We start from the raw sequence: 25,720 nt of genomic DNA on the forward strand, positions 1-25,720 counted from the left end.
TGCTGAACGGCTTCGGCCGGCGCCGGGTGGCGTCGTACAATCGGCCGATGGCCAAGCTCTATTTCTACTATTCGGCGATGAACGCCGGCAAGACCACCACCCTGCTGCAGAGCGCGCACAACTACCGCGAGCGCGGCATGCGCGTGGCGATCCTGACCCCGCGCCTGGACGACCGTGCCGGCGCGGGCGTGGTCGCTTCGCGGATCGGCCTGCGCGCCGACGGCATGGCCTTCGAACGCGACACCGACCTGCAGCAGTGGGTCAGCCAGGATCTGCAGGCCAACGGGCCGCTGGGCTGCGTGCTGGTGGACGAGGCGCAGTTCCTCAGCCGCAGCCAGGTCTGGCAGCTCAGCGAAGTGGTCGACCAGCTGCGCATCCCGGTGCTGTGCTACGGCCTGCGCACCGATTTCCGCGGCGAGCTGTTCGAGGGCAGCCAGTACCTGCTGGCCTGGGCCGACGAGATGCAGGAGATCAAGACGATCTGCCACAGTGGCAAGAAGGCGACCATGACCGTGCGCGTGGACGAACATGGCCATGCCGTGCAGGACGGCCCGCAGGTGGAGATCGGCGGCAACGAGCGCTACGTGTCGGTCAGCCGCGCCGAGTTCAAGAAGATCACCCGTGGCGAGGGGCGGATCGATCCGGCGCAGGCACCGCTGCCGTTGTAGGGCATGGCATCCAGCCGTTTACAAGTGGACGGCTACCTGCCTAGGCTGCGGCAACGTCTGCTGCCGAACTGGAAGTCCGCCATGCGTTCCGCCCTGCTGTTGATTCCCCTGTTGTTCCTGCCTGTACTTGCCGTCGCCTCCGGCCAGGGGCCCGCCGCTCCGCTGGATGATGCGGCACTGCTTGGCGCCGGATTCCTGGACGGGCATCCAGACATGAAGTTCCGGCAGTGGGGCATGGATGCGCTGCAACGCGGCGACGCCGAAGCGGCGATGGACAACTTCCGCAAGGCTGCCCGCTACGCCGACAAGCCTGCGCAGGGGCTGCTGGGCGAGATGCACTGGTACGGTGTCAAACGTGCTGCGGACCCGGTCATGGCCTTTGCGTGGATGGATGTCGCGGCCGAGCGCGGATACCCGTTGATGCTCGAGCTGCGCGACAAGTACTGGGCAGCACTGCCGTTGGAACAGCACGATATCGCACGAGCGCAGGCGCTGCGGCTGCGCGATGAGTACGGCGATGCAGCGGCTCGCCCACGCCTGGCCGCGGAGCTGCAGCGGGGCAAGCGTGCGATGACCGGGAGCCGGACCGGCTCACTGTCCAACAACGTCGACATCGTCTACATGGATGGAGGCGTGAGCCGAACCATCAAAGCCGACCGCCTCTACGATCCCACGTACTGGGATCCAGACCGCTATCAGCGCTGGCAGGACGAGAACTGGATGAAAATACGCCGCGGCACCGTGGAAGTCGGCCTGCCGACCCAGACGCCACCTCCAGCGGCAACCGAGGGCAAGCCATAACCCAAGGTGCCGGCAGCAAGCCGGCACCCTGCATCACTCAGTACAGCGTGCGCTCCGGCGCACCAGCCGGCGGCGGCGTGTACTGGTACAGCCAGGTTTCGGTGAGGGTCTTGCCGCCACTGCGCAGGTACAGGCGGATGTCGATCTGCTCGCTGCTGCCCTCCGGCGGCACCAGGTCGAACATCGCGCGGTAGCCCTTGATCTCACGCAACGGCCGCGCCGAGACGATCTCCACCCGGCCACGGCTGGTTTCGACAACGGCTTCGACGTCGGCCTTGTCGATCAGGCTGGCCAGTTCGCCGCCTTCGAAGTCGACCGCAAAGCGCCACGAGAAGTACTCGCGCTTCTTGCCGATCACCCCGCCCAGGCCGGTGCGGCTTGCAACGCAATGGGCCAGCGGCGTATGCGCCGGCGGCTGTGCGCCCCAGTACAGGCGGTAGCCGACCAGCAGTTCCTGGCCCGGCTGCGGCTTTTCCTTCGGGTTCCAGAAGGCCACGATGTTGTCGAAGGTTTCATCGACGGTGGGAATCTCCACCAGCTGCACCGAACCCTCGCCCCATTCGCCCTTCGGCTCCACCCACAGGCACGGACGCTTCTCGTAGAACACGCCGTCGTCCTGGTAATGGTCGAAGTTGCGGTCACGCTGCAGCAGGCCGAAGCCACGCGGGTTGCGGTCGACGAACATGTTGAAGCGCAGGTTGCGCGGGTTGACCAGCGGCCGCCAGATCCATTCACCAGCGCCGGTCCACAGCGACAGGCCGTCGGTATCGTGGATTTCCGGGCGCCAGTCCCAACCCATGCGGCGGTCGTTCTCGCCTACCTGGTACATGCTGGTGCACGGGGCGATGCCCAGCCGCTCGATGGTTTTGCGCGGGTACAACGCGCTGTCGATGTCCATCAGCAGCACGTCGCCGTTGGTGACGGCGAAGCGGTAGGCACCGGCCACGCTGGGCGAATCCAGCAGCGCATAGACGATGATGGTGTCCGAGTCGGCCGCAGGCTGTTCCAGGTAATAGGCGATGAAGTCGGGGAATTCCTCCGGCTTGCCCATGCCGGTGTCGATGGCCAGGCCACGCGCGGACTGGCCGTACTGGCCTTCCTTGCCCACTGCGCGGAAGTAGCTGGCACCCAGGAACGCGGCGAAATCGCGGTCGGTGTCCTTGCGCGTGTTCAGCCGGAACCCGGCAAAGCCGAGGTCGGCCGGCAGCTCACCATTCTTCAACCCGCTCTTGCCGTAGTTGAACGCGGCGCCGTCATAGGCCAGTTCCTGCGCCTTGCCGTCGACCACGTCGTACATGCGCACGGGCGAATGGAAGTACAGCCCCAGGTGGAAGAACTTGGCCTGGAACTTACCCGGCTGGTCGGCCCACAGGGCATGGTCCTGGCGGTAGCCGATCGACTGGTACTGATCCCAGTCCAGCGCCTCCAGCTTGCCCGGCAGCACCCGCTTGTGGCTCTGGTAGGGCGCCTGTGCCAGCGCGCGCGCCTGGCCCTTCAGGGTGGCGAAATCGAACGGCTGCGGCTGGCCAAGCCGGCGCAGCCCAAGCTGGCCACTCTTGCTGGCCGCACAGGCCGGCAGTGACGGCAGGCCGAAGGCGGCCAGGGCCAGGGAGGCATTGCGGATGAAGTCGCGTCGTTGCATGCAGGCGCGGGAGCAAAGGGAAGGTCGGCCATCATAGGCAGACAAACGTTAACGGGCAGCGGTGGACTCGATACCCTGTTCAGCCTGCGCCAATGCCGCAAGGCGGGCATCAAGCTCGTGCAGGGCCGGTGCCTGCGGACCGCGCTGGGCCAGCAGCAGCTGCCGTGCCTCGGCCAGCACGGTGCGGGCCTGCGCGATCTGGCCGGCCTGCTGCAGGACCTGCCCCTGTGCCAGCAGCGCCTGCGGCAGCAGGGCGACGTGATCCGGTTGGCGCCAGATCGCCACCGCGCGGGCATAGTGCGCAGCTGCTGCCGAGGGGTCGCCGCTGGCGCTGGCCCACTTCCCCAGCGCGAACTCGCCGTAGCCGATCTCGCGATGGTCCGGGCCCAGGGCGCCGAGCAGCTGTGCCTGCACCTGCCGCAGTTCCTGGCCGGCCAGCGCGTGCTGGCCACGCTGCAGGGCCAGCAGCGCGCGTGCACGGCGGACCACCAGTGCCTCCGGGTGGCGCGGTCCCCATGCCTCCTGTGCCGCCTGCCAGGCCAGCTCCAGCTCGGCCGCTGCGGCCTGCGTGTCGCCCTGCCGGGCCAGCACATCGCCCAGCTGGCGATGCAGGCTGATCACCTGCGGGCTGCTGGCGTCGGCGCGTTGGCCGAGCAGGGCCAGCGCCTGCCGGTACCCCGCCAGCGCGGCCGGCAGGCGTCCGGCGGTGGCGTCCAGGGCGGCCAGATCGGCCAGTGATTCAGCACGCCCGAAGCGCTCGACCATCCCCTGGTGGCGCAGCGCAAGCGCCTGCTGGAACGAACGTCGCGCCGCATCGGCGTCACCCAGCTGGGCCTGGCAACGCCCGAGCTGGCTGTGGAACTCGGCCACCGCCGCCGGCAATGCCGCCGCCTGGCTGGCCGCCAGCGGTTGCAGTGGCTGCAGGTGCGCCAGGCACTCGCGTCCACGACCGAGCATGCGCAGTGCGCGCCCGCGCTGGGTAACCGCCTCGATCTGCAGCGCCGGCGGCACCTCGCCCACCTCCTGCAGCAGCTGGCGCTGCTGGTCCAGGGTCTGCAGCGCCAGCTGGTAGTCGCCCAGGCCGATGCGCAGGCGGCCGATCACCCCTTGCAGCTCGGCCAGCGCCAGCGGCTGATCAGCCAGTTCGGCTTCGCCCCTTTGCTGGCCGGTGGCCAGCAGCTGCGGCACGTCGAAATGGCCGTGGCGCTGGCTGGCCGCCTTGTCGAACAGGCCAACGGTGAAATCCTGCATGGCCTGCGCACGCGCCATTTCCGCCCGCGCCTGGCGCAGCTGCCACAGGGCGAAGGACGTGGTCCCCAGCAGGGCCAGCGCGGCCAGCCCGGTCAGCGCCACGCCCCAGCGATGGCGGCCCACGTACTTTCGCACCCGGTAACCCACGCCCGGCGGACGCGCCTGGATCGGCTGCCCCTGCAGGTAGCGGCGCAGGTCGCCGGCCAGTGCTTCGGCCGAGGTGTAGCGCTGCTGCGGGTCTTTCTGCAGGGCCTTTTCCAGCAGCACGTCCAGATCGCCACGCAGTCGCTTGGCCTGCCGCAGCAGCGCCCGTCTCGGTGCCCCCGGCTCGGCGGCCAGCCGTTGCAGCAGCGCCGAGGCACGCGGTGCCTGCACATCCAGGATCGAGCGCTCCCATTCCGCGTCACTGTGCCGGCGCAGGCGATAGGGCTTGTGCCCGGTGACCACCTCGAACAGCACCACGCCCAGCGAATAGACGTCGGTCAGGGTCGTCACCGCCTCGCCACGCACCTGCTCCGGCGCGGCGTAGTGCAGGGTGAACGCGCGGATTTCGGTAGCCGGATGGGCCGCGTTCGGATCGTCGTGGTCGAGCAGCTTGGCGATGCCGAAGTCGAGCAGTTTCACCGTGCCATCGGCGCGTACCAGGATGTTGGAGGGCTTCAGGTCGCGGTGCACCACCAGGTTCGCATGCGCATGGCTGACCACCGCGCAGACCTGCAGCATCAGCTGCAGCCGCGTTTCCAGCGGCGGTTGCAGGCGCCGGCAGTAGTCGCTGATCGGCTCGCCTTCCACGTAATCCAGCGCCAGGTAGGGCTGCCCGTGCTGGTCCACCCCGGCGTCCAGCAGTTGTGCCAGGTGCGGGTGCTGCAGGCGGGCCAGGATCTGCCGCTCGCGGCCGAAGCGCTGGCGCAGGCCGGGATCGGCGACGCCACTGCGCAGCAGCTTCAGCGCGACCTGGCGCTGGTACAGGCCATCGCAGCGCTCGGCCAGCCAGACCTCGCCCATGCCGCCTTCGCCGAGCGGATGCAGCAGCCGATACGGCCCTACCTCGCTTCCGGCGCGGCCTGGCGGTGTAGCGGTCCACAAGGGCTGGGCCATGAACTCGTGGCTGTCGGCTTCCTGCTGCAGCAGGCGTTCCAGTTCGCGGCCCAGCGTCGGGTCCTGCGCGCTCACGCGCTGCAGGCGCAGCTGGCGGGCGGCGGGTGCCAGCTCCAGCAGCTGGTCCAGCCAGGACGACAATTGCTGCCAGCGGGCGGTATCCATGGTGTGGGTGGCGGCGACTCAGTCGCTGCGCATCGCGGCCAGCAGGAACAGCCGCGCTTTCTGCCAGTCGCGGCGGATGCTGCGCTCCGAGCGCTGGCTCAGTTCGGCGATCTCCAGTTCGGACAAGCCGGCGAAGTAGCGCAGCTCCACCACCTTGGCCAGGTGCGCATCGACGGCCTGCAGGCGTTCCAATGCAACATCGAGGGCCAGCAGATCCTCGTCCAGGCGCACGCCGCTGCTGCTGTTCTCGGGAATCTCGGCCACCCGCTTGAGGTCGCCACCGCGCTTGCGCGCCAGCCGGTTGCGCGCGTAATCGACGACCACGCTGCGCATCGCCGACGCCGCATAGGCGAAGAAGTGCGCACGGTCCTCGAAGCGCGCCGCACCGCGGCTGCCCAGCAGTTTCAGGTAGGACTCGTGGACCAGCGAGGTCGCATCCAGGGTGCGTCCCTGCTGCCCGGCCAGCTGCCGCCGGGCCATGCTGTGCAGTTCCTGGTACAGGGTGGTCAGCACACGGTCGAGCGCGGCGCGGTCGCCACCGCGCGCAGCATCCAGCCATACGGTGATATCCGGGCCTTCGTCCATCGCCAACGCTCCCCCGCAGCGGATGTCGGCTGGACTATAGCGCTGCACGTGTGCAGCGCATGAAGACGTTCAGCGCTGGCAGCGGCTGCACCACACGCTTGCCCGCTGGCCGATCATGGCGTGCTTGAGCGGGCGGCCGCAGCCGGGGCACGGCAGGCCATCGCGGCCATAGACCAGCAGCTCCTGCTCGAAGTAGCCCGGCGCGCCGTCGGGGCTGATGAAATCGCGCAGGGTGGTGCCACCGCGGGTGATGGCGTAGTCCAGCGTTTCCTTCACTGCCGTGGCCAGCCGCCGATAGCGCTCGCGGGTGACCTTGCCGGCCTCGCGCAGCGGGCTTATCCCCGCCTTGTACAGGCTCTCGGCGGCGTAGATGTTGCCCACCCCGACCACCACCGCCTGGTCCATCAGGAAGGTCTTCACCGGCGCGCTGCGGCCGCGGCTGCGGGCAAACAGGTAGTCGCCGTCGAAGGCGTCGTCCAGCGGCTCCGGGCCCAGCCCCTGCAGCAGCGGATGGATCTCGCCGGCCGGCTGCCAGAGCAGGCTGCCGAAGCGGCGCGGGTCGTTGAAGCGCAGCAGGCATCCGTTGTCCAGGCTGATGTCCACATGGTCGTGCGCGCGCAACGGGGTGTCGCCGGGCAGCACGCGCAGGCTGCCGGACATGCCCAGGTGCAGCACGGCGCTGCCGATGGCGGTATCCAGCAGCAGGTACTTGGCGCGGCGGCGCACCTCTTCGATGCGCTGGCCGGGCAGCAGCTCGGCCACTTCCGGTGGAATCGGCCAACGCAGGTCGGCACGGCGCAGGATCACCCCGTGCACGCGGCGGCCCTGCAGGTGTGGCGCCAGGCCACGGCGGGTGGTTTCTACTTCGGGCAGTTCGGGCATGGGACGATTCTATGCCCGCTCAGCGCGGCGGTGCAGCCAGTTCCCGTGCATCCAGGAATCCGTCACCGTTGGCGTCCTGCTTGTGGAAGCGCTGCACGATCACCTGCCGCTGCTGTTCGCGGGTGATGGCCCTGCCCTTGCCGCCGGGCAGTTCGTCGGCGGTCAGCACGCCATCGCCGTTGCGGTCCATGCCATCGAAGGCATACAGCATCCACTGCAGGTACTCGCCTTCACTGACCTTGCCGTCGCCATCGCTGTCCATGCGCTGCAGGTAACTGGCAGTGTCGCTGACCTGGGCCTGCACGGCAGGTGCGCACACGGCGGCCAGCAGCAATGCCGTCAGCGCAGCCCTCATCCGCCCACCAGGGTGTAGCCCTTCAGTCGCGCGGCATAGGCCTGCAGCGCGGCGATGCCGCTTTCCTCGGCCTCGCGGCACCAGGCCTGCAGTTGACGCAGGCGCTCGGCGGCATCGTGGCCGCGTGCTTCCAGCAGCGTTGCCAGGCGCGCGCGATATTCCACCAGGGTGCGGATGCGCGGGCGCTGGGCGACCCATTCGCTGAGCTGGGCGCGGCTGTCCGGCTTCAACCAGCGGCCGTCGTTGACCAGGCCACGGCGCAGCCGGCGCGGCAGCAACCGGCGCAGCTTTGCACCCGCGTATCGCGCTTCTTCGCGCAATGCCGGCATGAACACGTTGCGCTGGTAGTCGGTCATCGCCTGGAAGCGATGCGACAGCAGTGCCTTCAGGGTATCGGCGTCGGGCACGGCGATGTTCGGGCGCACGTCCATGGCCGGCGCGACACGCAGGACCTTGGCCAGGCGCAATGCCTGCAGCAGGCGGATCGCACTCCAGCCGATGTCGAATTCCCAGCGCCGCATCGCAAATCGCGCCGAACTGGGGAACGCATGGTGGTTGTTGTGCAGTTCCTCGCCACCAATCCAGAACGCCCACGGCGTCAGGTTGGTGGAGGTGTCGGCCGACTCGTAGTTGCGATAGCCCCACCAGTGGCCCAGGCCATTGACCACGCCGGCGGCCCAGAACGGGATCCACGCCATCTGGATCGCCCACAGGGCGACGCCCGGCAGGCCGAACAGCACCGTGTTGATGGCAAACAGCAGCACCGGGCCGAGGGTTGCATACGGGGTGTACAGGCGGCGCTCGATCGCGTCGTCCGGAGTGCCGCGACCGTACTGTTCGATGTCCTCGCGCATGCCGCGTGCTTCGCGGTACAGCTCCACGCCGCGCCAGAACACCTGGCCGATGCCACGGGTAACCGGGCTGTGCGGGTCGTCCTCGGTTTCCACCTTGGCGTGGTGCTTGCGATGGATCGCCACCCACTCCTTGGTGATCATCGAGGTGGTCAGCCAGGTCCAGAAGCGGAAGAAGTGCGCGACCACCGGGTGGAAGTCCACGCCCCGGTGCGCCTGGCTGCGGTGCAGGTAGAGGGTGACCGAGAAGATCGTGAGCTGGGTGAAGACCAGCAGCACCAGGGCCAGCTGCCACCAGCCCAGGCCCAGTACGCCACCGGTCAGCAGGGACATCAGGGCATCAGGCATGGCGGCTCTCCAGAGCGACACAGGTATGGAAGACATCATGGGCGCTTGCGTTGCAAACTGCACCTTGCACCGCTGGATTGGCAGCGCCATTCCGTGGCTTCGTTCACAGTTGGGGACCCGTGTTGTCGACCCTTGATCCGCGCATCCGCACCGTAGACCCCGCCCCATCCGCCGGGGACCTGCCGCCCTTGATCGAACTGGACCGCGCCAGCGTGATGCGCGGCCAGGTGAAGGTCCTGCACGGGCTGAGCCTGCGCATCGCGCAGGGCCAGCACACCGCCCTGCTCGGCCCCAATGGCTGTGGCAAGTCCACCTTCATCAAGCTGATCACCCGCGAGCTGTACCCGTTGGCGCAGGCCGACGGCACGGTGGCGGTGAAGGTGCTGGGGCAGAACCGCTGGCAGGTCGACCGGCTGCGTTCGCAACTGGGCATCGTCACCGGTGACCTCAGCAGCAACCTGGCCGACATGCCGGGGCTGACGGTGGAGCAGGCGGTGCTGTCGGGGTTCTTCGCCAGCTACATGGTGCCGGCCTTCCGCGAGGTCACCGCCGATATGCGCTCGCGGGTGGGCGAGACGCTGGCGATGACCGGTGCGTCGGGCCTGCGTGAGCGTGCCTACGCCGAACTGTCGGCCGGCGAGACCCGCCGGGTGCTGATCGCCCGCGCGCTGGTCAACCGGCCGCAGGCGCTGCTGCTGGATGAACCCTCCACCGGGCTGGACCTGGTAGCCCGCCAGCAGTTGATCGCCACCATGCGCGTGCTTGCGCAGCAGGGCATCACCCTGGTGCTGGTCACCCACCACATCGAGGAAGTGATTCCCGAGATCGAGCGCGTGGTGCTGCTGCGCGACGGCCGCGTGGTGGCCGATGGAGCGCGCGCCGAGCTGCTGCGCGACGAACCGCTGTCGGCCGTGTTCGGCGGCGCGATCACGGTGGTGGAACAGGAAGGACGGCTGACCGCGTACGCGGGGTGACACCGCGTCTGTGGCGGGCCGGACGTCCGGCCCGCCACGCCCTGCTTCAGAACCGCAACGCCAGCGCGCGCGACTCGATCGGTGCCATCCGGCTCTGGTCCTGCAGCTGCAGGTCGCGCAGTTCATAGGGCGCACCGAAGCCGGCAGGCAACGCGGCCTGGTCGAAGGGCAGTACCAGCGCACCGCGGCCCGGGCCATCGAACCACGCTGCGGCATGCGCCTGCGCCACCGGCTGCAACTGGCCGTTGGCTGCGGTGGCATACAGGGTGCCGCGCGCCTCGTAGCGGCCAGCGGCGGCCACCTGCAACGGCAGACTGACCTGGCGGCTGGAGGGATCGGGCATGGCCTGGCCGACGAAGCGGGCAGTCGGCCTGGCCACCGCGAAGGCGACCTTGCCATCGCGCAGCACGCCGTCGGCCTGGGCGAACACCTGCAGTTCCCACAGGCCCTGCGTGTTGCTGGCCTCGGCCGGAATCCTCACCTGTGCACGCAGGCTGCCATCGGTGGTGCGCAGCAACCGCTGCGGCCAGCTGCGGCCATCGGGTGCGACCAGCAGCGCTTCACCGCCGAGGCTGTCACGCCGTGTGCGCAACGCCGCCGCGCTGGCACCATCTTCCAGCAGACGCACCTGCAGCTGCACGTTACCTCCGGCCAGCACCTGCGTCTGGCTGGCCTGCACTTCCAACCGCAGCGGGCTGTTGGGCTCCAGCACCTGCACCACATAGCGGCCCTGCGCCTGCGCGCTCTGCAGGCGGTAAGCGCCGGCCGCGCTGGTGGTACCGGTGCGCAGCATGCTGCTGCCATCGCCGACCGGCATGCCCGCATCCTGCAGCTGGCGTGCGTCGACACTGCGCGCGACGCTGCTGCGCCCCGCCGGATCACGTACCTGCAGCGAGCTTGCCGGCAGCGCGCGGGCGCCCGGCGCTGGGCTGAGCTGGATCACCGCATCCGGTGCGCTCAGGGGCAGTTCCAGGCCGCGCTGCAGTTCGGCAGCGTCGACCTGCTGCCAGTAGCTGCGGCTGATGGCGGCCTGGGGACCGGGAGCCTGCAGTGGCTGTGCCGGGTCCAGCGCCCAGGCGAAGGCCAGCGGCGCGTGCTCGCTTTCATCGGCCGGCAGCGGCGCGGCAACCAGGCCGGCGGGAATCTGGTCGCCAGCGGCAACACGCAGCGGCTGCGCGGCCTGCGCCGATGCAGTGGAAAGGACCGCCAGCACGGCGGCAGCCAGCAAGGTGGAATGGATCGTCATGGTCATCTCCCTCACTGGGTCAGGTCGTTGCGCAGGATGCCGCCGAGGCCGAAGCACTCACGGCGGCTCTGGTTGTGGCTGAGCGGCTCGGCGCCCTGGGTGCGCGCCTTGTCGGTGAACCACAGCGTGCCGGCCGCCTTCTGGCTGCTGCACTCCAGGAAACCGTCCGAGCACGACGACAGCCAGTTCTGGGTGAACTCCAGGCCGACATTGGCGGAGTAGCCGCCGCAGTAGCTGTTGCTGTCCCACACCGCCGATTCGACATCGCTGCCGACCACTGCGCGGAACGGCTTGGGCAGGGCCGGACGGCCGGCGGTGCCGTACAGGTTCTGCGCGTTGTAGGTGGCCATGTGCCCCACCTGCTGCATGCGCACGGCATCGTTCTTGTAGCCCAGCAGCCAGCCCAGCGAGGTCTCGAAGGTGTTGCCGTTGAGCACGGCGTCGGCCAGCGGCGTACCTGCCGAGGAGGGCGCCAGCGCAGTGACCTTGCGCAGCCGGTTGATGATCTTCGGGTAGCGGCTGTCGTAGGTGGGGTTGGACAGGATCCAGCGCATCACGTTGCCGCCGTTGGAATGGGTGATCACCACCAGCTGGGTGATGCCCCGGCTGTCGATGAAGCCGGTGAGCTGGTTGGCCAGGCAGCCGGCCGCTTCCGGCTTCCACATGTACTGGGTGAAGTCGCAGTTGATGACCACGTAGTTGCTGCTGTTCGGCAGGCCCTGGCGGACGGTGTCGATGATCGCCGGCTGCCAGTAGTCCTGCGTGGCATTGGTCTGCGCGCCGGTGCCGTGCACGAAGGCGACGCCGTACACATCGGCGGCCTGCGCCGGTACGGTCGCCACCCCAAGGAGCAGGGCCAGAACGGTACTTCCTGTTGCGGTGCTGCGCATCGCGTCTCTCCCTTTCAGCAGATCCCCCCGGCCCGGCTGTGACCTGATGCTCATGGCGGCAGCGCGTGAAAGTCCGTGCGCTGCGCCCGGATTCAGCAGATTGCCGACAATTGATGACCGTTTTCATCCAGTGCAGCGGGACCATGCCGGGTCTGGCCGTATGACCGATGGACGCTGCGGCCGGCAATCGAGGCTGCGATCATGGCCGGCGAGTTCCCTGCCCGAGTCTGCCCATGTCGTCGATCCTCCCCCCTGCCCGGCCGCTGCTGGGCCTGGCCATCGCGTTGTCGCTGGCCGGCTGCGCCGCCACCACCGCCAGCAAACCGACCGCCGTCGAAGCCAACGTCACCACCAAGGCCGTGGGCTACCTGGACAAGACCGCAGTGCCGGCCAGCATCGATCTGGTGCCGGCACCACCGGCCGCCGGCTCGGCGGCCTTTGCGCTGGACGAGCAGGTCAGCCGTGAAGCACGTGCGCTGCGCGGCAGCCCGCGTTTCGCCCAGGCCGGCGTCGATGCCGAACTCGGCTTTCCGGAAGGTGCCAACCATTTTTCCTGTGCCGCCGACATCGACGTGGATGCAGTGAAGACCCCGGCCCTGTACCGCCTGCTGGAGCGCAGCCGCATCGACGCCAGTGCTGCCACCAAGGCCGCCAAGAACACGTACCAGCGCCCCCGTCCGTTCATGGTCAACGGCGAGCCGACCTGCTCGCCGAAGGATGAGGAGGGGCTGCGCAGCAACGGCTCCTATCCGTCCGGTCACACCTCGATCGGCTGGGCATGGGCATTGATCCTGTCGGAGATCGCACCGGACCGCGCCGATGCCATCCAGGCGCGCGGCCGCAACTACGGCGAGAGCCGCCTGGTGTGCAACGTGCACTGGCAGAGCGACATCCTCGAAGGCCGCTTCATGGGCGCCGCCGCCGTGGCCCGCCTGCATGACAACGCGGCGTTCAACAGCGACCTGCTTGCCGCGCGCAGGGAGATCGCTGCTGCGCGCAAGGCCGGCCTGCATTCCAGCCGCGACTGCGCCACCGAAAACGCCGTGCTGAAGGTGCGCCCGCAGAGCGCCTTGTAATCCACCGCCGCTGCGCTCGCCGGGCATGGCCCGGCGCTACCGGGCGCGACGCATGGGTAGCGCCGGACCGTTCCCGGCGGACGCGAAAAACAGAAGGGCCGGCATTGCGCCGGCCCTTCTTCATTGCATCATTGCTGCAGCCGCATCAGAACTTCGCGGTGAACTCCACGCCCCAGGTACGCGGCTCGTTGAGGAAGCCGGTCAGGTTGTTGAAGTCGATCGCGCCGACCACGCGGGTCTGGTTGGTCAGGTTGCGGCCGAACACGGCCACGTCGTACTGGCCGTAATCCCAGTTGTAACCCAGGCGCAGGCCACCTTCCAGCGAACTGCGGCCGCGGAATTCCGGCGACTCGTAGATGAAGAAGTTGACCGCACTGCGGTAGGCCCAGTCGGTGTAGGCATACAGCTCGCTGCCATCGCTGAGCGGGAAGCCCACGCGCAGGGTCGCGTTGTGGATCCACTTCGGTGCCTGCGGCAGCGGATTGCCGTTGACCAGCGCATAGGTGCCGCCATTGATGACCGTGGTCGGGTCGGTGATGGTGCAGCCGCCGCCACAGACTGCCACCGCCAGGTTCTTGTCCTTGATCTCGGTGTCGTTGTAGCTGCTGCCGAAGGTCAGCAGCACGTTGTCGGCCAGGTAGGCCTCCAGGTCCAGCTCCACGCCCTGGCCGATGGTCTTGTCGGCGTTGAGCAGGGTGGCGGTGTTGTTGGTGCCACCGACGGCGATCAGCTGCTGGCCGTCCACGTCATAGCGGAACACGCTGAAGCCCAGGCGCGCACGACGTTCGAACAGGTCGGCCTTGATGCCGGCTTCGTACGAAATCACCTTCTCCGAATCGGCCTGCGACAGGCCCGGTGCGAACGCCAGGCGACCCTGGATCGACGGTGCGCGGAAGCCCTTGGCCACGCGTGCATAGGCATTGACGTTGTCGGTCAGCTTGTACACGCCGCTGACATCCCAGCTGACGTCGTTGACGTCGGTGTTGGCCAGGTACGGACCGCTGACCGGGGTGCCGAACGGCACGGCCTGCAGCACGCTGGCACTGAAGTCCTTCTTGTCCTGCGTATAGCGCACGCCGGCACGCAGCTTGAAGCGGTCGGTAACATCGAAGTCGCCCGAGGCGAACACCGCCCACGCCTTGTTGCGCTGCTGCTGCACGACGTGGCCGGTCTGCGGGTTGCCCGGGGTCAGCGAGTCGTAGTTGAAGTTGTTGATGGTGACGTCTTCATCGAAGTAGAAGACGCCGGCCTGCCAATCGAAGCGGCCCCATTCGTTGGATTCCACGCGGAATTCCTGGGTCCACTGGCGGTGGTGCGGCAGGCCGTCGGCGGACTCGGACGAGAACGGAATCAGGCCCGGGCCGGAGTTGCCCGCGCCGAGGAACGCGGCGCCGTAGCCACCGTCGATGTCGCCGCGGTTGAGCGATTCGGCGGTCTCGTAGCCGGTGATCGAATGCAGGGTCACCGAACCGAGGTTCCACTGCAGGCGCGCGCTGCCGCCCCAGGTTTCCAGGTCGGAGAAGTTGACGCCGTCGTTGGCGACCTTGTCGCGGTCGAAGTTCTCGACCAGCGCGTTGCCGCCCTTCTCGATGATGTTGGCGCGGAACAGGCGCGCGGTGCCGTTGAGCTTGCGCTTGTGCAGGTTGAACAGCGCTTCGAAGTCATCGCCTTCGTACAGGAACTGCACGCGCCCGGCGGCTTCGTCATAGCCTTCAAAACCACTGTTGGGCGCACCGGCACGGGTGTTGTCGACCCAGTCGTCACGACGCTGGTAGATGGCCGACACGCGTGCGGACCAACGGTCGGTCAGCGGGCCGCCGTAGGCGCCCTGCACGTTCCAGCTGTTGTAGCTGCCATAGCCCACGCGCACGTAGCCATCGGCATCCTGCGACGGCCGCGCCGAATCGAACTTGACCACGCCAGCCGGGGTGTTGCGCCCGAACAGGGTGCCCTGCGGGCCGCGCAGCACTTCCACGCCGGCCAGGTCGAACAGCGGGAAGCCCTTCAGCAGCGGGCTTTCCTGCACCACATCGTCGTACACCAGCGAGACCGGCTGCGATGCATTGAGGTCGAAATCGGTATTGCCCAGGCCGCGGATGTAGAAGCGCGGGAAGGCACGGCCGTAGGACGACTCGATGTTGAGGCTCGGCACGCGCGCAGCAAGGAAGCGGATGTCATCGCCCGCCGAACCGAGCACATCGAGCTTTTCGCCCTGGATCGCGCTGATCGCAACCGGCACGTCCTTGGCGTTCTCGACACGACGCTGTGCAGTCACCTGCAGCGCATCGAGGGCGACCGGATCCTTGGCGGCGGGGGTTTCCTGGGCGGCTGCTACCAGCGGCAGCAGGGCGGAAAGAGCGACAACGAGCGGGCGCGCGACCGGAGAGCGGCCACGGGAAGTACGGGTCGGAGACATGGCGGTAGGCTGTGTTTGGAGGGGTGGTAAAACGGCGCTACCAGATAATTGTTGCAATACAGCACCTCCCTCGCAAATGCCGATCGTTCATGGCCGCCTCGCGCGCCGCCGGACGCTGCCGCTAGACTCGGGGTTTTCCCCCGCAACGGACCTGCTGCGATGACCCAGTGGTACTTCCATGCTCCCGGCCAGGCCGACCGTGTCGGTCCGTTCGACGAGGAGGCTGCGCGCCGCTTCGCCCAGGCCAATCCGCGCGCGCTGGCCTGGTGCCAGGGCATGACAGGGTGGACACCGGTGTCCGAAATCGCCGCCCTGCAGCAGGCCGGCACCGGCACCGCGGCTCCGCCGCCGATGCCTGCAGTCACCCCTGCAGTCACCCCTGCAGTCACCCCTGCAGTCGCAACAGCATCAACCGGCGGCCGCGCCGACCGCATCGACTTCCGCATCGTCGGCCATGAAATGCAGTTCGTGGAAATCGAGCTGGATCCCGGCGAAGGTGCGGTGGCCGAGGCCGGCGCGCTGATGTTCAAGGATGCCTCGGTGCAGATGGACACCGTCTTCGGCGGCGGCGCGCGCAGCGGCCAGAGTGGCGGTTTCATGGACAAGGTGATGGCGGCCGGCAAGCGCGTGCTGACCGGTGAAAGCCTGTTTGCCACCGTTTACACGCAGACCGGCCAGGGCCGCGGCAAGGTCGCTTTCGCCGCGCCCTATCCCGGCACCGTGCTGGCGATGAAGCTGGACCAGCACGGCGGGCGCCTGATCTGCCAGAAGGACAGCTTCCTGGCGGGCGCGCGCGGCGTGCAGATCGGCGTGCAGTTCCAGCGCAAGATCATGACCGGCCTGTTCGGCGGCGAGGGCTTCATCATGCAGAAGCTTGAAGGCGATGGCTGGGTGTTCATCCATGCCGGCGGCTGCGTGGTCGAGCGTGAGCTGGCCGCCGGCGAACGCCTGGACGTCGATACCGGCTGCATCGTCGCCTACCACCCGACCGTGGACATGGACGTGCGCCGGGTCAAAGGCATCCGAAGCGTGCTGTTCGGTGGCGAGGGTGTGTTCCTGGCCACCCTGACCGGGCCAGGCAAGGTCTGGCTGCAGTCGCTGCCGTTCTCGCGCCTGGCCGGCCGCATGTGGATGGCCGCGCCGCAGGGCGGCGGCAAGAGCCGCGGCGAGAGTTCGCTGCTGGGCTGAGCGGGAAGGCTGGACGGCTGGTAGTGCCGGCCGCTGGCCGGCAACCCCGGCAACCCATGCATCCCAGCGATTGCCGGCCAGCGGCCGGCACTACCCAGTCGGCGGCAGGCGATTTCATGAATGGGGAGCCGACCCACCCTGCCCGGCCTGCCACGCCTTCGGTATGCTGGCGCCCTTTCCTGAATCCGGCGCCGCGAGCGCACTGCCGATGAGCCTGTTCCGCCCCCGCGTGCTGCTGTCCGTCGCCCTGCTCGGCCTGCTGGCCGGTTGCGGTGGTGAAGAGGTCCGCCCCACCCCGCCCGCGCAGCCCACCGTGGTTCCGCAGGCCAAGCCGGTGAAGATCGGCATCGCACTCGGCGGCGGCGCGGCCAAGGGCTTTGCGCACATCGGCGTGATCAAGATGCTCGAGGCCAACGGCTTCGAACCGGTGGTGGTGTCCGGCACCAGTGCCGGCAGCGTGGTCGGCGCCCTGTATGCCAGCGGCATGGACGCCTTCCAGATGCAGAGCAAGGCGGTGGCGCTGGATGAAGCCAGCATCCGCGACGTGCGCCTGTTCTCCGGTGGCCTGGTGCAGGGCCAGAAGCTGCAGGACTACGTCAACGAACAGGTGGCCAACCGCCCGGCCGAGCGCCTGAAAAAGCCGTTCGCCGCCGTCGCCACCCAGCTGGAAACCGGCGAGCGTTCGATCTTCGTGCGCGGCAACGTCGGCCAGGCGGTGCGTGCTTCCAGCAGCATCCCCGGGGTGTTCGAGCCGGTGAAGATCGGTGGCCGCAACTACATCGACGGCGGCGTGGTCAGCCCGGTGCCGGTGGATGCCGCACGACAGCTCGGTGCCGAGTTCGTGATCGCCGTGGACATCTCCAGCAAGGCCAGCGGCAAGGCACCGACCGGCATGCTCGGCATCGTCAACCAGTCGATCTCGATCATGGGCCAGCGCCTGGGCGAGCAGGAACTGGCGCGCGCCGACATCGTGATCCGGCCGAAGGTGCTGGACATCGGTGCTGCCGATTTCAGCCAGCGTGGCACGGCCATCCTTGAAGGCGAGAAGGCCGCGATGGCGGCGATGCCGCAGATCCGCGCCAAGATCCAGCAGCTGCAGAAGGCCCGCGCCGCCGCATTGGCACCGGCACCGGTGGCTGCGCCCAAGTGCGACGAGCCTTCGCGCCTGGGCAAGCTGATGGGCCGCAAGGAAAAGTGCTGACGCGCGGCGCTTGAACGGCCGCCGCGGTCAGCGCCGCGGTGGTGGGTAACCACTGGCCAGGCGTCGCTGCCGGCGCCGCTCATCCACCGCCCGGTCATGCCGCTGTGCGCTCAGCTGCAACTGCTCCATCGCGTCCCCCGGCAGCCACAGCTGTTGCTGGGCACGGGTGATCGCCACATAGGCCGCGCGCACCGGGCTGTGCAGCGCGCGCGCATCATGGCCGCTGTCGAAGCAGCACGGCGCCATGGACACGGTAGCGAACTGCAGGTTCTTGGCGTGCTGGGCCAGGCACAGCACGACGCTGGCCTCGTCCGCATCGACCAGTTGCCCGAGCAGGCGCTGCAACGCCGCAGCATCGAAGCCACCGGCAAACAGCGCGGGGATGTCCGCCTGTCCACGCTTGGCACAGACCTGCACGAAGCTTTCCCAGCGTTGTCCGGGGCCGCCAGCGGCGGCGCTGCGCCAGGCGTCGATCGGACCGTCCACCTCTTTCAACAGCGCCTGCCGCGACGCAGGATGCAGATGCACGCGCGCGCCGCGCGCGACCAGCGCGTTGGCTTCCAGCAGCATCCGCCACAGGCTGCCGTACAGGCGGGCGCCGGTGCTGGGCACCACCGACCAGTCGTCATAGCGGCGCAGGCCGGTGGCGCGGTCGCTGGCGCCCACGAAAGGCGCCGGTTCGCCGAGATCGTCCAACGCCAGTGACTGGTTGACCAGCGCATCGACCTGCCGCCCCTGCCGCACCGACTGGTGCATCTCCAGCGTTTTCGCCGATGACCAGCGCTGTACGCGTCCGCTCAGCCGTTGATGCGGATCGCCCAGGCTGACCACGCCGGGCGCGTGGGTGGCCAGCAGCTGTTTCCATGCAGGGCTGAGATCGTGCGCCTCATCGACCAGCACCATGCCCAGCGACACCGGCAGCGGCACGGCACGCAGGGCCAGCCATTTGCCGATGTGTCCGGCATCCAGGCGCAGGCAGCCACCCTTCTGCACCACCGGATCGAACATGCAGCGCCAGACGAACTCCGCGGCCGCGATGAACGGCGTGGCTTCCAGCTGCGCTGCGCCCAGCGAGCGCTGGAAGTGCCAGGCCTGCAGGCTCGGCGCTGACGACGCGCACCACCGGTTGATGGCGTCCAGGGCGATCATCAGGACCTGGTCCGGCCGGCGTGCACCGATGGCCGGCAAGCCGAGTCGGGCGGCCGCCTCGCGCAGGGTCAGCGTGCTCTGCCGGTAGGTCGGTACGAATCCACCGGTCAGGCCGTTGGCGGCGGCATGGCGGGCGATCGCGTTGGCGAACTCGATCTGGGTCAGCAGGCGCGTGCCGGCGTCGGCCGGCAGCCGCGCGCGGAATGCCTCGACCTGGCCACGCGTGGGCGCCACATAGGTGTAACGGCCCGGGCGAGCCTGCAGCAGCGCCAGCACCAGATGGCCCTTGCCGGTGCCGGCATAGGCCTGCAGGTCGATCAATTCATCGGGATTGGCCGCGATCGCACGCAGCACGCGTGCCTGTTCGGAAGTGAACAGGCCGTTGTGCTGGGTTGCATGCGTTGTCTGTTCGTCATCGCCGGCGTCTTCGTCATCGCCTTCGGCCAGCGATGTCGCCGGAAAGTGGATCGTGTGCTCTTCCAGGGTGATCCTGCACGCCGCCTGGAAGTCCGCGCCGGGATAGGCGTCCGGCGATGCAGCCAGCACCGCCTCCATCACCTCGTCCGGTGCCAGCAGCACGTCCTGCGCGGCCAGCACGCCCAGCCACGCCTCCAGCGCCCGCGCGTCCTGTCCAGCGCTGGCCGCCAGCTGCGCCTGCGCAGCAGGGCCATCATCGGCGGCGAACAGCGCACAGGCGTCGTGCAGCAACCGCTGCAGCTGGGTGGCCGGTGGCCTCTGCCGGCGGCACAGCATGGCCACCAGCAGGCCGGCCTGCTCCAGCGGTGTGTCCGGCGGCGTGCCGTCGCTCAGGTGCCGCAGCAGGCTCTGCTCGCGCAGCGGAAGGAACAACGGGGAAGACGTCGGGGATGGGGTATCAGACATGCCGGAGCCAGAGGGAATCACTGCGCGGCCTGCGTGTGCACGGCCGCCGCGGGCCACGATGCTCGGCCAGCCCGCGCGCGCCGTCAAACATCACCGCGGCCGCCGGTTCATTCCAGCTGCGACAAAGGCAATGCCTGGAAACCCTTCACCGTGCGCAGCACGAAGCTGGAATTGGCATCGGCCACGCCACCGGCGTTGAGCAGCCTGTCCAGCAGGAAACGCGAGAAGTGCTCCAGATCGCGCACATACACATGCAGCAGATAGTCCATGTCGCCGGTCAGGGCGTGACAGGCCACCACTTCATCCCAGGCCTGCACGCTGTCGACGAAGTGCCCGATCGCAGCCTGGTCATGCTTTTCCAGCTGGACGCGCACGAACGCCTGCAGCCCCAGACCGAGCCGACGGGGCTCCAGTCGCGCGCCATAGCCGACGATCACCCCTTCGCTTTCCAGCCGCTGCAGGCGACGCAGGCAGGCCGACGGCGACAGGTTCACCCGCGTCGCCAGCTCCGCGTTGGTGGCGCGACCATCACGCTGGATTTCAGCCAGCAGACGTATATCCGTGCGATCGAACTGGACTTCTCCGGCCATTGTTGCCCCGCAACATGGTGAGTACGCAAGGATATTGCGCCAACAAGGTCAATCCGCGCAACTTTTGCAACCCTGTTGCGCGCCCCCTGCCCTAGCATCGTGGGTATCCCGTCAAGGAGTCTTCCATGGACCTCGCCCAGCCCCGCCGCGTCGAACACCAGCAGACCGACAAGGGCTACGTGCCGGTGTACACCACCGCGCTCGTCGAGCAGCCGTGGGACACCTATACCGCCGACGACCACGCCACCTGGAGCACGCTGTACCAGCGCCAGCGCGAACTGCTGGTCGGCCGCGCCTGCCAGGAGTTCCTGGATGCGCAGGACGAGATGGGCATGAGCGCGCACATGATCCCGCGCTTCGACCAGCTCAATGAAGTGCTGGGCGCGGCCACCGGCTGGACCCTGGTCGGCGTGGAAGGCCTGCTGCCGGAACTGGATTTCTTCGACCACCTGGCCAACCGCCGCTTCCCGGTGACATGGTGGATCCGCCGCCCCGACCAGATCGACTACATCGCCGAACCGGACCTGTTCCACGACCTGTTCGGCCACGTGCCGCTGCTGATGAACCCGGTGTTCGCCAACTACATGGAGGCCTACGGCCGCGGCGGCGTCAAAGCACATGCGATCGGCCCCGAGGCGCTGCAGAACCTGACCCGCCTGTACTGGTACACGGTGGAGTTCGGCCTGATCGACACGCCCGAAGGCATGCGCATCTACGGCGCCGGCATCGTCTCGTCGAAGGGTGAATCGCTGTACTCGCTTGAGTCCGCCGCACCGAACCGCATCGGTTTCGACCTGCAGCGGATCATGCGCACGCGCTACCGCATCGACACCTTCCAGAAGACCTACTTCGTCATCGACAGCTTCGAGCAGCTGATGCAGGCTACGTCGCCGGACTTCACCCCGATCTATGCCGCGCTGGCCGACCAGGCGCACCTGCCGGCGGGCGACGTGCAGGCTGAGGACCGCGTGTTCCAGGCGGGTACGGGCGAAGGCTGGGCGGACGGCGGCGACGTGTGAGCCCACAGGCGGGTCCGCTATCCTGACCCGCATGACCGACGCTTTCGCTTCCCTGCGTGTCATCGACATCAGCTTCGATGACGACTTCATCCTGTTGACCCTGGCCGATGGCCGCCGCACCCGGCAGCCGTTGCGCTGGGCGCCCGCGCTGTTCGAAGCCACGGCCGAACAGCGCGCGCACTGGATGCTCACGACCGATGGGCTGGGCGTGAACTGGCCCGCGCTGCTGCCGACGCAGCAACGCGGCGTGGTCGATGTTCCGAACCAGGTGTGGGATGACCGTTACGAGGCGGCGCTGGCGCGGCTGAAGGCGGCCGCGTGGTCGCTTGATGCGCTGTCCGATGAAGACCAGCAGCTGGTGGCGATGTGGCGGATGGAAGCGGACATCAACAACGGCGGCTTCATGCAGTTCCTGTGCAACTGGGGCGACCCGACCTGCCAGCTGGCGCTGCGCGCATTGCAGGCGATGGGCGCAACGCAGACGCACGCGATCCTGGCCGGCATGCGTGGTCTGCTCGACCGGCTGGAAGACGACCCGGCGATCAAGGAACTGACCGACCTGTATGGCGCGATGACCGAACAGGAGCAGGAGGCGCTGCATGCCTTCGACGAAGCGTATTTCGCGCGGCCGGAAGACTTGGCCCGGTTGGGGTTGAAGAACTTCGGCCCGGAACCGCTGATAACCTGACTCGACACGGGTCTGATTTGATGCGATGTCGCAACTGGCCTTGAATCTCAGTCCTGGACCGTAGCAATCTTGCGCGTTATCCCGTTCGATCCAATGCCCTTGGCCAATGACGGCCTCGGAACAGCAACGCTCGAATGATCGTTGCCGTGCATGACCTTCGCTCTGGCTTGAAGGTCGGCCATAAGAGATAGCTCACTGATGCAAACGAGAGTTGAGACGAAGTCCAGGAAGCGCGTACGTGTCGCCGCTGGAGACATCTTTGCAGTTCCATTGGATGCCGAGCAGCAGAGCTTCGGCTACATCCGGGCATATCAGGATGTGGATGTCGGTATTCTCCCTGTCATCTCCAGGGCCTGCATTCTTTCCATCGCACAGATACCCACTGTGAAAAGCGTTTTGGACGTATTCCTCTTTCAGGATGCCCTCAAGACGGGAAGATGGCCGCGTATCGGCAACCTGCCGTTCAGTGATGAAGCATCGGCGTGGGCGCCTGCTAGAAAGCAGATCGCTGCATCGCGACCTGAAGTGAGGATGGTTGTATTCCGCGGACACTTCATTGCAGCCGCCAAGTTTGGTCAGTACGACGAGCTTCCGCTATTCCAGAAGTTCGATGAAGAGGATGTCATTAGGGAAATACTGCAGCGAGCAGATGAATTCCTTGTCATGGACTCTTAGTACATCCATCCGTTTTTTGCAGCGGTCGCCGCATCGACCAAAGCAGTCGAGCAAGCTCGACGCTACCGATCACCGCGGATACGCCAGCAGCACCACCAGATCCTCATCACCCACCTGCTGCAGCGCATGACTGCTGCCCTTGCGCGTCAGCAGCGCATGCCCCGCACGCACGTCGTGCTGTTTTCCATCCAGCACATAGCTGCCCTGCCCGCTCACGATGTAGTAGATCTCATCCTTGTGCTGCGGATGCAGGCCGATGCCCGCGCCCTTGTGCAGCACGCGCTTGCGCAGCACGAACGGCAGGCCCTGCGCATCGGCGAAGAACGGGTACGCCGTGGTCGGCCCGGCGCCGCCATGTGGGCCGGGCTGTGCGCGCGCCAGCGTGTCTTCGTGCACCACCTGCGAGGCACGCGCAGGATCGCCGCCCTGCCCCACCCCCATTACATCGCAGTCGATATCGCGCACCAGTGCAGGCTGCAGCGCCGGCAGAACCTGCACCGCCTCGCGCAGCACCAGGCACGCCACGGCATTCGCACCGGCCACGCTGAAATGGGTGCCGTCGGCCTTCTTCTGCTCGGGCACGAACAGGAAGTACGGGCGTGCACCCTGCTCGCCCAGCGCGCGGATCCAGCGCATGCTGCGGTCGTTGAGGTCGATCAGTGCAACGTGCTCGCGTGTGGCCAGTTGCTGCATCGCCAACGTGTAACGCGCGTGCGTATCCAGCAGCGAACCGAAGTCGTACAGCAGCCGTGCCACCGGCGTGACCAGCACCGGCGTGGCACCCTTGTCACGCGCCACCTGCACGTAGCGCATCAGCATCCGCGGGTAGTCACTGTCCGGATCGGTATAACGCGTCCGGTCTTCGAACTTCGCATCGTTGTGGCCGAACTGGATCAGCAGCACATCGCCGCGACGCAGTTCGCGGCCAATCGCATCCAGCCGCCCTTCGTCGATGAAGCTGCGCGTGCTGCGCCCACCCTTGGCGTGGTTTCGCACTTCGAAGCGCGCCGGATCCAGGTAGCTCTGCAGCGCCTGGCCCCACCCCGCCTGCGGCGCACGCTCGGGCCCGTATTCGGCCGCAGTGGAGTCACCGGCAATGAACAACCGCACCGGCGCCGCATGCGCGGCGGCGCTCGACAGCAGCAACAGCAACAACAGCTTCCGCATGGCCGGGCCCTGGTAGTGCCGGCCGCTGGCCGGCAACTTCATGGATGCGTTGAGCGTCGGTGGAAATGCCGGCCAGTGGCCGGCACTACCGAAAACCAAGCATTACCGCGCCAGCCAGCCACCATCGACCGGCAGCACCGCGCCGTTGATGTAATCCGATGCCGACGAGGCCAGGAACACCGCCGCGCCGGCCAGATCTTCCGGCGTACCCCAACGGCCGGCCGGAATGCGCTCGAGGATCGCCTTGTTGCGGTCCTGGTCGGCGCGCAGCGCGGCGGTGTTGTCGGTGGCCATGTAGCCCGGTGCGATCGCGTTGATGTTCACGCCCTTGCCCGCCCACTCGTTGGCCAGCAGGCGGGTGATGCCGGCGATGCCGCTCTTGCTGGCGGTGTACGACGGTACGCGGATGCCGCCCTGGAACGACAGCATCGAGGCGATGTTGATGATCTTGCCGCTGCCCTGGGCGATGAAGTGGCGGCCGGCAGCCTGCGAGATGAAGAAGGCCGACTTGATGTTGACGTTCATCACGTCGTCCCAGTCCTGCTCGCTGAAATCCACCGCGTCGGCGCGGCGGATCAGGCCGGCGTTGTTGACCAGGATGTCCAGCCTGCCCAGGCCTTCGAGCGTTTCGCGCACCACGCGCTCGACCGGCTCGATGCTGATCAGGTTGGCTTCCACCGCCAGGCAGCGGCGGCCCAGCGCGGTGATCTTCTCGATGGTTTCGGTGGGCGGGGCGATGCCGGCCACGGCGACATCGGCGCCTGCGGCAGCCAGCGCCACTGCGATGCCCTGGCCCAGGCCGGTATTGCCACCGGTTACCAGAGCGACTTTTCCTTCCAGGCTGAAGGGATTGGTCATTGCGTATGCGTTCCTTGGTAGAGGCGTGCGTGATGCGGGGCAGGTGGCCACCGGCACGGCGTGCGCGGTGGCCGCCCGGCGCTTACTTGAGCTGGCAGATGTCCAGCACGTGCATGTCGGTGTAATCCAGGTTCTCGCCACCCATCGCCCAGATGAAGGCGTAGTTGCTGGTGCCGGCGCCCATGTGGATCGACCACGGCGGCGACACCACCGCTTCGTTGTTCTGGATGACGATGTGGCGCTGTGCGTCCGGCTCGCCCATGAAGTGGTAGACGCGGTCGCTGTCGCCCAGGTCGAAGTAAAAATAGACCTCGCTGCGGCGGTCGTGCAGGTGCGGCGGCATGGTGTTCCAGACGCTGCCCGGCTTGAGCACGGTCAGGCCCAGCAGCAGCTGCGAGGACTGGCAGGTGGCCGGCACGATGTACTGGTAGATGGTGCGCTCGTTGCTCGTTTCCAGCGCGCCGCGATCCAGTGCCACCGCGTCCTTGATCGACAGCTGCTTGGTTTCAAAGCGCGCATGCGCCGGGGTCGAGGCCAGGTAGAACTGCGCCGGGTTGGCGGCGTCCTGCGAAGCGAAGACGACGTCCTTGCTGCCCATCGCTACGTACAGGCCATCCTTCGGCCCCAGCGTGTACACGGTGCCATCGACGGTGACCGTACCGGTGCCGCTGCCGACGTTGATGATGCCCAGCTCGCGACGCTCCAGGAACGGATGGCCAGCGGCCGACGCCGGTTCGGTCTGCGCCGGCAGCGACAGCGGGCCGTTGACCGGCGCCGCACCGCCCAGCACGAAGCGCTCGTAGTGGGTGTACTTCAGGGTCACCGCATCGGCGTTGAACAGGCCATCGAGCAGGTACAGCTCGCGCAGCTGATCGTTGCTGGCGCCCTTGATGGCGTCGGGATGGGTGGCGTAATGGGTCTTGCAGTACATGGCTTCTCCAGAGCAGGGGGCGGGCCGATGGTTCGGCCCCGGCACGGTTCACGGTCGATTCTAGCCAGACAGGAAACCGGTGTCATTTTGCGCTGCACGATGGTGGTTGGACGGCATCGGCAGG

At 67.7% G+C, this 25,720-nt stretch carries 23 protein-coding genes; 9 read left to right on the forward strand and 14 right to left on the reverse strand.

The genetic code is table 11. The features are described from left to right. Window positions 1-47 precede the first annotated feature (47 nt). Together ABIA73_RS06325 and ABIA73_RS06330 are read left to right on the forward strand one after the other, a co-directional pair. Window positions 48-668, forward strand: coding sequence for a thymidine kinase (locus ABIA73_RS06325; RefSeq protein ID WP_025875442.1), 621 nt, complete (start codon window positions 48-50; stop codon window positions 666-668). An 81-nt stretch (window positions 669-749) separates the two neighbouring features. Next, complete coding sequence (locus ABIA73_RS06330; RefSeq protein ID WP_354275555.1) at window positions 750-1,469, forward strand: SEL1-like repeat protein; 720 nt, start codon at window positions 750-752, stop codon at window positions 1,467-1,469. A 37-nt stretch (window positions 1,470-1,506) separates the two neighbouring features. Here ABIA73_RS06330 and ABIA73_RS06335 read toward each other — a convergent pair whose 3' ends face one another. From ABIA73_RS06335 to ABIA73_RS06360, 6 genes are all read right to left on the reverse strand, one after another. Then, window positions 1,507-3,111, reverse strand: a complete 1,605-nt coding sequence (locus ABIA73_RS06335) for an OpgD/OpgG family glucan biosynthesis protein (protein ID WP_032978429.1) — start codon at window positions 3,109-3,111, stop codon at window positions 1,507-1,509. 48 nt (window positions 3,112-3,159) lie between these two features. Beyond that, window positions 3,160-5,625 (reverse strand): serine/threonine-protein kinase, encoded by a 2,466-nt coding sequence (locus tag ABIA73_RS06340; RefSeq protein WP_059063093.1) that lies wholly within the window; start codon window positions 5,623-5,625, stop codon window positions 3,160-3,162. A gap of 18 nt (window positions 5,626-5,643) precedes the next feature. Then, window positions 5,644-6,210, reverse strand: a complete 567-nt coding sequence (locus tag ABIA73_RS06345) for an ECF-type sigma factor (protein WP_025875449.1) — start codon at window positions 6,208-6,210, stop codon at window positions 5,644-5,646. A 69-nt stretch (window positions 6,211-6,279) separates the two neighbouring features. Beyond that, window positions 6,280-7,092 carry a bifunctional DNA-formamidopyrimidine glycosylase/DNA-(apurinic or apyrimidinic site) lyase gene (mutM, locus tag ABIA73_RS06350; protein ID WP_105163202.1) on the reverse strand — a complete coding sequence of 271 codons (813 nt, stop codon included), beginning with the start codon at window positions 7,090-7,092 and terminating at the stop codon, window positions 6,280-6,282. A 19-nt stretch (window positions 7,093-7,111) separates the two neighbouring features. Next, window positions 7,112-7,447, reverse strand: a complete 336-nt coding sequence (locus tag ABIA73_RS06355; RefSeq protein ID WP_354275556.1) for an EF-hand domain-containing protein — start codon at window positions 7,445-7,447, stop codon at window positions 7,112-7,114. Beyond that, on the reverse strand, window positions 7,444-8,646 hold the full coding sequence (locus ABIA73_RS06360) for a DesA family fatty acid desaturase (RefSeq protein ID WP_025875457.1): 1,203 nt from the start codon (window positions 8,644-8,646) through the stop codon (window positions 7,444-7,446). Before ABIA73_RS06360 ends, ABIA73_RS06355 begins: the two co-directional genes overlap by 4 nt. A 188-nt stretch (window positions 8,647-8,834) precedes the next feature. On the opposite strand from ABIA73_RS06360, the gene ABIA73_RS06365 reads away from it, so the two are divergent. Next, on the forward strand, window positions 8,835-9,620 hold the full coding sequence (locus tag ABIA73_RS06365) for an ABC transporter ATP-binding protein (RefSeq protein ID WP_033832664.1): 786 nt from the start codon (window positions 8,835-8,837) through the stop codon (window positions 9,618-9,620). A 46-nt stretch (window positions 9,621-9,666) separates the two neighbouring features. Here ABIA73_RS06365 and ABIA73_RS06370 read toward each other — a convergent pair whose 3' ends face one another. Further along, a complete protein-coding gene (locus ABIA73_RS06370; RefSeq protein ID WP_263929407.1) occupies window positions 9,667-10,866 on the reverse strand; it encodes a DUF4785 domain-containing protein in 1,200 nt (399 codons plus the stop codon). An 11-nt stretch (window positions 10,867-10,877) separates the two neighbouring features. Continuing rightward, the gene (locus tag ABIA73_RS06375) at window positions 10,878-11,756 is read right to left on the reverse strand and encodes a hypothetical protein (protein ID WP_033832663.1); all 879 of its coding nucleotides are present in this window, start codon (window positions 11,754-11,756) and stop codon (window positions 10,878-10,880) included. A gap of 233 nt (window positions 11,757-11,989) precedes the next feature. Here ABIA73_RS06375 and ABIA73_RS06380 point away from each other — a divergent pair, with 233 nt between their 5' ends. Further along, window positions 11,990-12,832 carry an acid phosphatase gene (locus tag ABIA73_RS06380; RefSeq protein WP_059063090.1) on the forward strand — a complete coding sequence of 281 codons (843 nt, stop codon included), beginning with the start codon at window positions 11,990-11,992 and terminating at the stop codon, window positions 12,830-12,832. A 145-nt stretch (window positions 12,833-12,977) separates the two neighbouring features. Here ABIA73_RS06380 and ABIA73_RS06385 read toward each other — a convergent pair whose 3' ends face one another. Continuing rightward, a complete protein-coding gene (locus ABIA73_RS06385) occupies window positions 12,978-15,248 on the reverse strand; it encodes a TonB-dependent receptor (RefSeq protein WP_032978438.1) in 2,271 nt (756 codons plus the stop codon). 159 nt (window positions 15,249-15,407) lie between these two features. Here ABIA73_RS06385 and ABIA73_RS06390 point away from each other — a divergent pair, with 159 nt between their 5' ends. Together ABIA73_RS06390 and ABIA73_RS06395 are read left to right on the forward strand one after the other, a co-directional pair. Beyond that, complete coding sequence (locus tag ABIA73_RS06390) at window positions 15,408-16,436, forward strand: TIGR00266 family protein (RefSeq protein ID WP_354275557.1); 1,029 nt, start codon at window positions 15,408-15,410, stop codon at window positions 16,434-16,436. Window positions 16,437-16,644: 208 nt separating this feature from the next. Further along, the gene (locus ABIA73_RS06395; protein WP_025875469.1) at window positions 16,645-17,637 is read left to right on the forward strand and encodes a patatin-like phospholipase family protein; all 993 of its coding nucleotides are present in this window, start codon (window positions 16,645-16,647) and stop codon (window positions 17,635-17,637) included. A gap of 27 nt (window positions 17,638-17,664) precedes the next feature. On the opposite strand, the gene ABIA73_RS06400 is transcribed toward ABIA73_RS06395, so the two are convergent. Together ABIA73_RS06400 and ABIA73_RS06405 are read right to left on the reverse strand one after the other, a co-directional pair. Continuing rightward, entirely contained in the window at window positions 17,665-19,668 is a 2,004-nt protein-coding gene (locus ABIA73_RS06400; protein ID WP_354275558.1) for a hypothetical protein, read from the reverse strand. Between the two features lie 107 nt (window positions 19,669-19,775). Then, on the reverse strand, window positions 19,776-20,258 hold the full coding sequence (locus tag ABIA73_RS06405) for an Lrp/AsnC family transcriptional regulator (protein ID WP_025875473.1): 483 nt from the start codon (window positions 20,256-20,258) through the stop codon (window positions 19,776-19,778). A gap of 125 nt (window positions 20,259-20,383) precedes the next feature. On the opposite strand from ABIA73_RS06405, the gene phhA reads away from it, so the two are divergent. The 3 genes from phhA to ABIA73_RS06420 all read left to right on the forward strand — a co-directional run bounded on the left by phhA (window position 20,384) and on the right by ABIA73_RS06420 (window position 22,640). Continuing rightward, a complete protein-coding gene (phhA, locus tag ABIA73_RS06410; RefSeq protein ID WP_059063088.1) occupies window positions 20,384-21,277 on the forward strand; it encodes a phenylalanine 4-monooxygenase in 894 nt (297 codons plus the stop codon). 31 nt (window positions 21,278-21,308) lie between these two features. Then, window positions 21,309-21,965: a DMP19 family protein gene (locus ABIA73_RS06415; protein WP_354275559.1), complete on the forward strand. Its 657-nt coding sequence runs from the start codon at window positions 21,309-21,311 to the stop codon at window positions 21,963-21,965. A gap of 198 nt (window positions 21,966-22,163) precedes the next feature. Then, window positions 22,164-22,640 carry an Imm26 family immunity protein gene (locus tag ABIA73_RS06420; protein ID WP_354275560.1) on the forward strand — a complete coding sequence of 159 codons (477 nt, stop codon included), beginning with the start codon at window positions 22,164-22,166 and terminating at the stop codon, window positions 22,638-22,640. Between the two features lie 69 nt (window positions 22,641-22,709). Here the strand turns inward: ABIA73_RS06420 and ABIA73_RS06425 are convergent, their stop codons facing one another. From ABIA73_RS06425 to kduI, 3 genes are all read right to left on the reverse strand, one after another. Next, entirely contained in the window at window positions 22,710-23,807 is a 1,098-nt protein-coding gene (locus ABIA73_RS06425) for a GDSL-type esterase/lipase family protein (RefSeq protein ID WP_032978573.1), read from the reverse strand. Window positions 23,808-23,909: 102 nt separating this feature from the next. Continuing rightward, window positions 23,910-24,665 (reverse strand): 2-dehydro-3-deoxy-D-gluconate 5-dehydrogenase KduD, encoded by a 756-nt coding sequence (gene kduD / locus ABIA73_RS06430; protein WP_132826369.1) that lies wholly within the window; start codon window positions 24,663-24,665, stop codon window positions 23,910-23,912. Window positions 24,666-24,747: 82 nt separating this feature from the next. Beyond that, on the reverse strand, window positions 24,748-25,596 hold the full coding sequence (kduI, locus tag ABIA73_RS06435) for a 5-dehydro-4-deoxy-D-glucuronate isomerase (RefSeq protein ID WP_032978442.1): 849 nt from the start codon (window positions 25,594-25,596) through the stop codon (window positions 24,748-24,750). Window positions 25,597-25,720 lie beyond the last annotated feature (124 nt).

The sequence above is a fragment of the Stenotrophomonas sp. 2694 genome (assembly GCF_040548715.1).
GTDB classification, from domain to species: domain Bacteria; phylum Pseudomonadota; class Gammaproteobacteria; order Xanthomonadales; family Xanthomonadaceae; genus Stenotrophomonas; species Stenotrophomonas indicatrix.

Excerpts from the sequence above, each read along its gene's own strand:
- ABIA73_RS06345 (WP_025875449.1), bottom strand. The coding sequence starts at position 6,210 with ATGGACGAAGGCCCGGATATCACCGTATGGCTGGATGCTGCGCGCGGT.
- ABIA73_RS06395 (WP_025875469.1), top strand. The coding sequence starts at position 16,645 with ATGAGCCTGTTCCGCCCCCGCGTGCTGCTGTCCGTCGCCCTGCTCGGC.
- ABIA73_RS06375 (WP_033832663.1), bottom strand. The coding sequence starts at position 11,756 with ATGCGCAGCACCGCAACAGGAAGTACCGTTCTGGCCCTGCTCCTTGGG.
- ABIA73_RS06325 (WP_025875442.1), top strand. The coding sequence starts at position 48 with ATGGCCAAGCTCTATTTCTACTATTCGGCGATGAACGCCGGCAAGACC.
- kduD (WP_132826369.1), bottom strand. The coding sequence starts at position 24,665 with ATGACCAATCCCTTCAGCCTGGAAGGAAAAGTCGCTCTGGTAACCGGT.
- phhA (WP_059063088.1), top strand. The coding sequence starts at position 20,384 with ATGGACCTCGCCCAGCCCCGCCGCGTCGAACACCAGCAGACCGACAAG.
- ABIA73_RS06335 (WP_032978429.1), bottom strand. The coding sequence starts at position 3,111 with ATGCAACGACGCGACTTCATCCGCAATGCCTCCCTGGCCCTGGCCGCC.
- ABIA73_RS06385 (WP_032978438.1), bottom strand. The coding sequence starts at position 15,248 with ATGTCTCCGACCCGTACTTCCCGTGGCCGCTCTCCGGTCGCGCGCCCG.
- ABIA73_RS06405 (WP_025875473.1), bottom strand. The coding sequence starts at position 20,258 with ATGGCCGGAGAAGTCCAGTTCGATCGCACGGATATACGTCTGCTGGCT.
- ABIA73_RS06355 (WP_354275556.1), bottom strand. The coding sequence starts at position 7,447 with ATGAGGGCTGCGCTGACGGCATTGCTGCTGGCCGCCGTGTGCGCACCT.
- ABIA73_RS06330 (WP_354275555.1), top strand. The coding sequence starts at position 750 with ATGCGTTCCGCCCTGCTGTTGATTCCCCTGTTGTTCCTGCCTGTACTT.
- ABIA73_RS06340 (WP_059063093.1), bottom strand. The coding sequence starts at position 5,625 with ATGGATACCGCCCGCTGGCAGCAATTGTCGTCCTGGCTGGACCAGCTG.
- ABIA73_RS06390 (WP_354275557.1), top strand. The coding sequence starts at position 15,408 with ATGACCCAGTGGTACTTCCATGCTCCCGGCCAGGCCGACCGTGTCGGT.
- ABIA73_RS06370 (WP_263929407.1), bottom strand. The coding sequence starts at position 10,866 with ATGACGATCCATTCCACCTTGCTGGCTGCCGCCGTGCTGGCGGTCCTT.
- kduI (WP_032978442.1), bottom strand. The coding sequence starts at position 25,596 with ATGTACTGCAAGACCCATTACGCCACCCATCCCGACGCCATCAAGGGC.
- ABIA73_RS06425 (WP_032978573.1), bottom strand. The coding sequence starts at position 23,807 with ATGCGGAAGCTGTTGTTGCTGTTGCTGCTGTCGAGCGCCGCCGCGCAT.
- ABIA73_RS06360 (WP_025875457.1), bottom strand. The coding sequence starts at position 8,646 with ATGCCTGATGCCCTGATGTCCCTGCTGACCGGTGGCGTACTGGGCCTG.
- ABIA73_RS06400 (WP_354275558.1), bottom strand. The coding sequence starts at position 19,668 with ATGTCTGATACCCCATCCCCGACGTCTTCCCCGTTGTTCCTTCCGCTG.
- mutM (WP_105163202.1), bottom strand. The coding sequence starts at position 7,092 with ATGCCCGAACTGCCCGAAGTAGAAACCACCCGCCGTGGCCTGGCGCCA.
- ABIA73_RS06420 (WP_354275560.1), top strand. The coding sequence starts at position 22,164 with ATGCAAACGAGAGTTGAGACGAAGTCCAGGAAGCGCGTACGTGTCGCC.
- ABIA73_RS06380 (WP_059063090.1), top strand. The coding sequence starts at position 11,990 with ATGTCGTCGATCCTCCCCCCTGCCCGGCCGCTGCTGGGCCTGGCCATC.
- ABIA73_RS06415 (WP_354275559.1), top strand. The coding sequence starts at position 21,309 with ATGACCGACGCTTTCGCTTCCCTGCGTGTCATCGACATCAGCTTCGAT.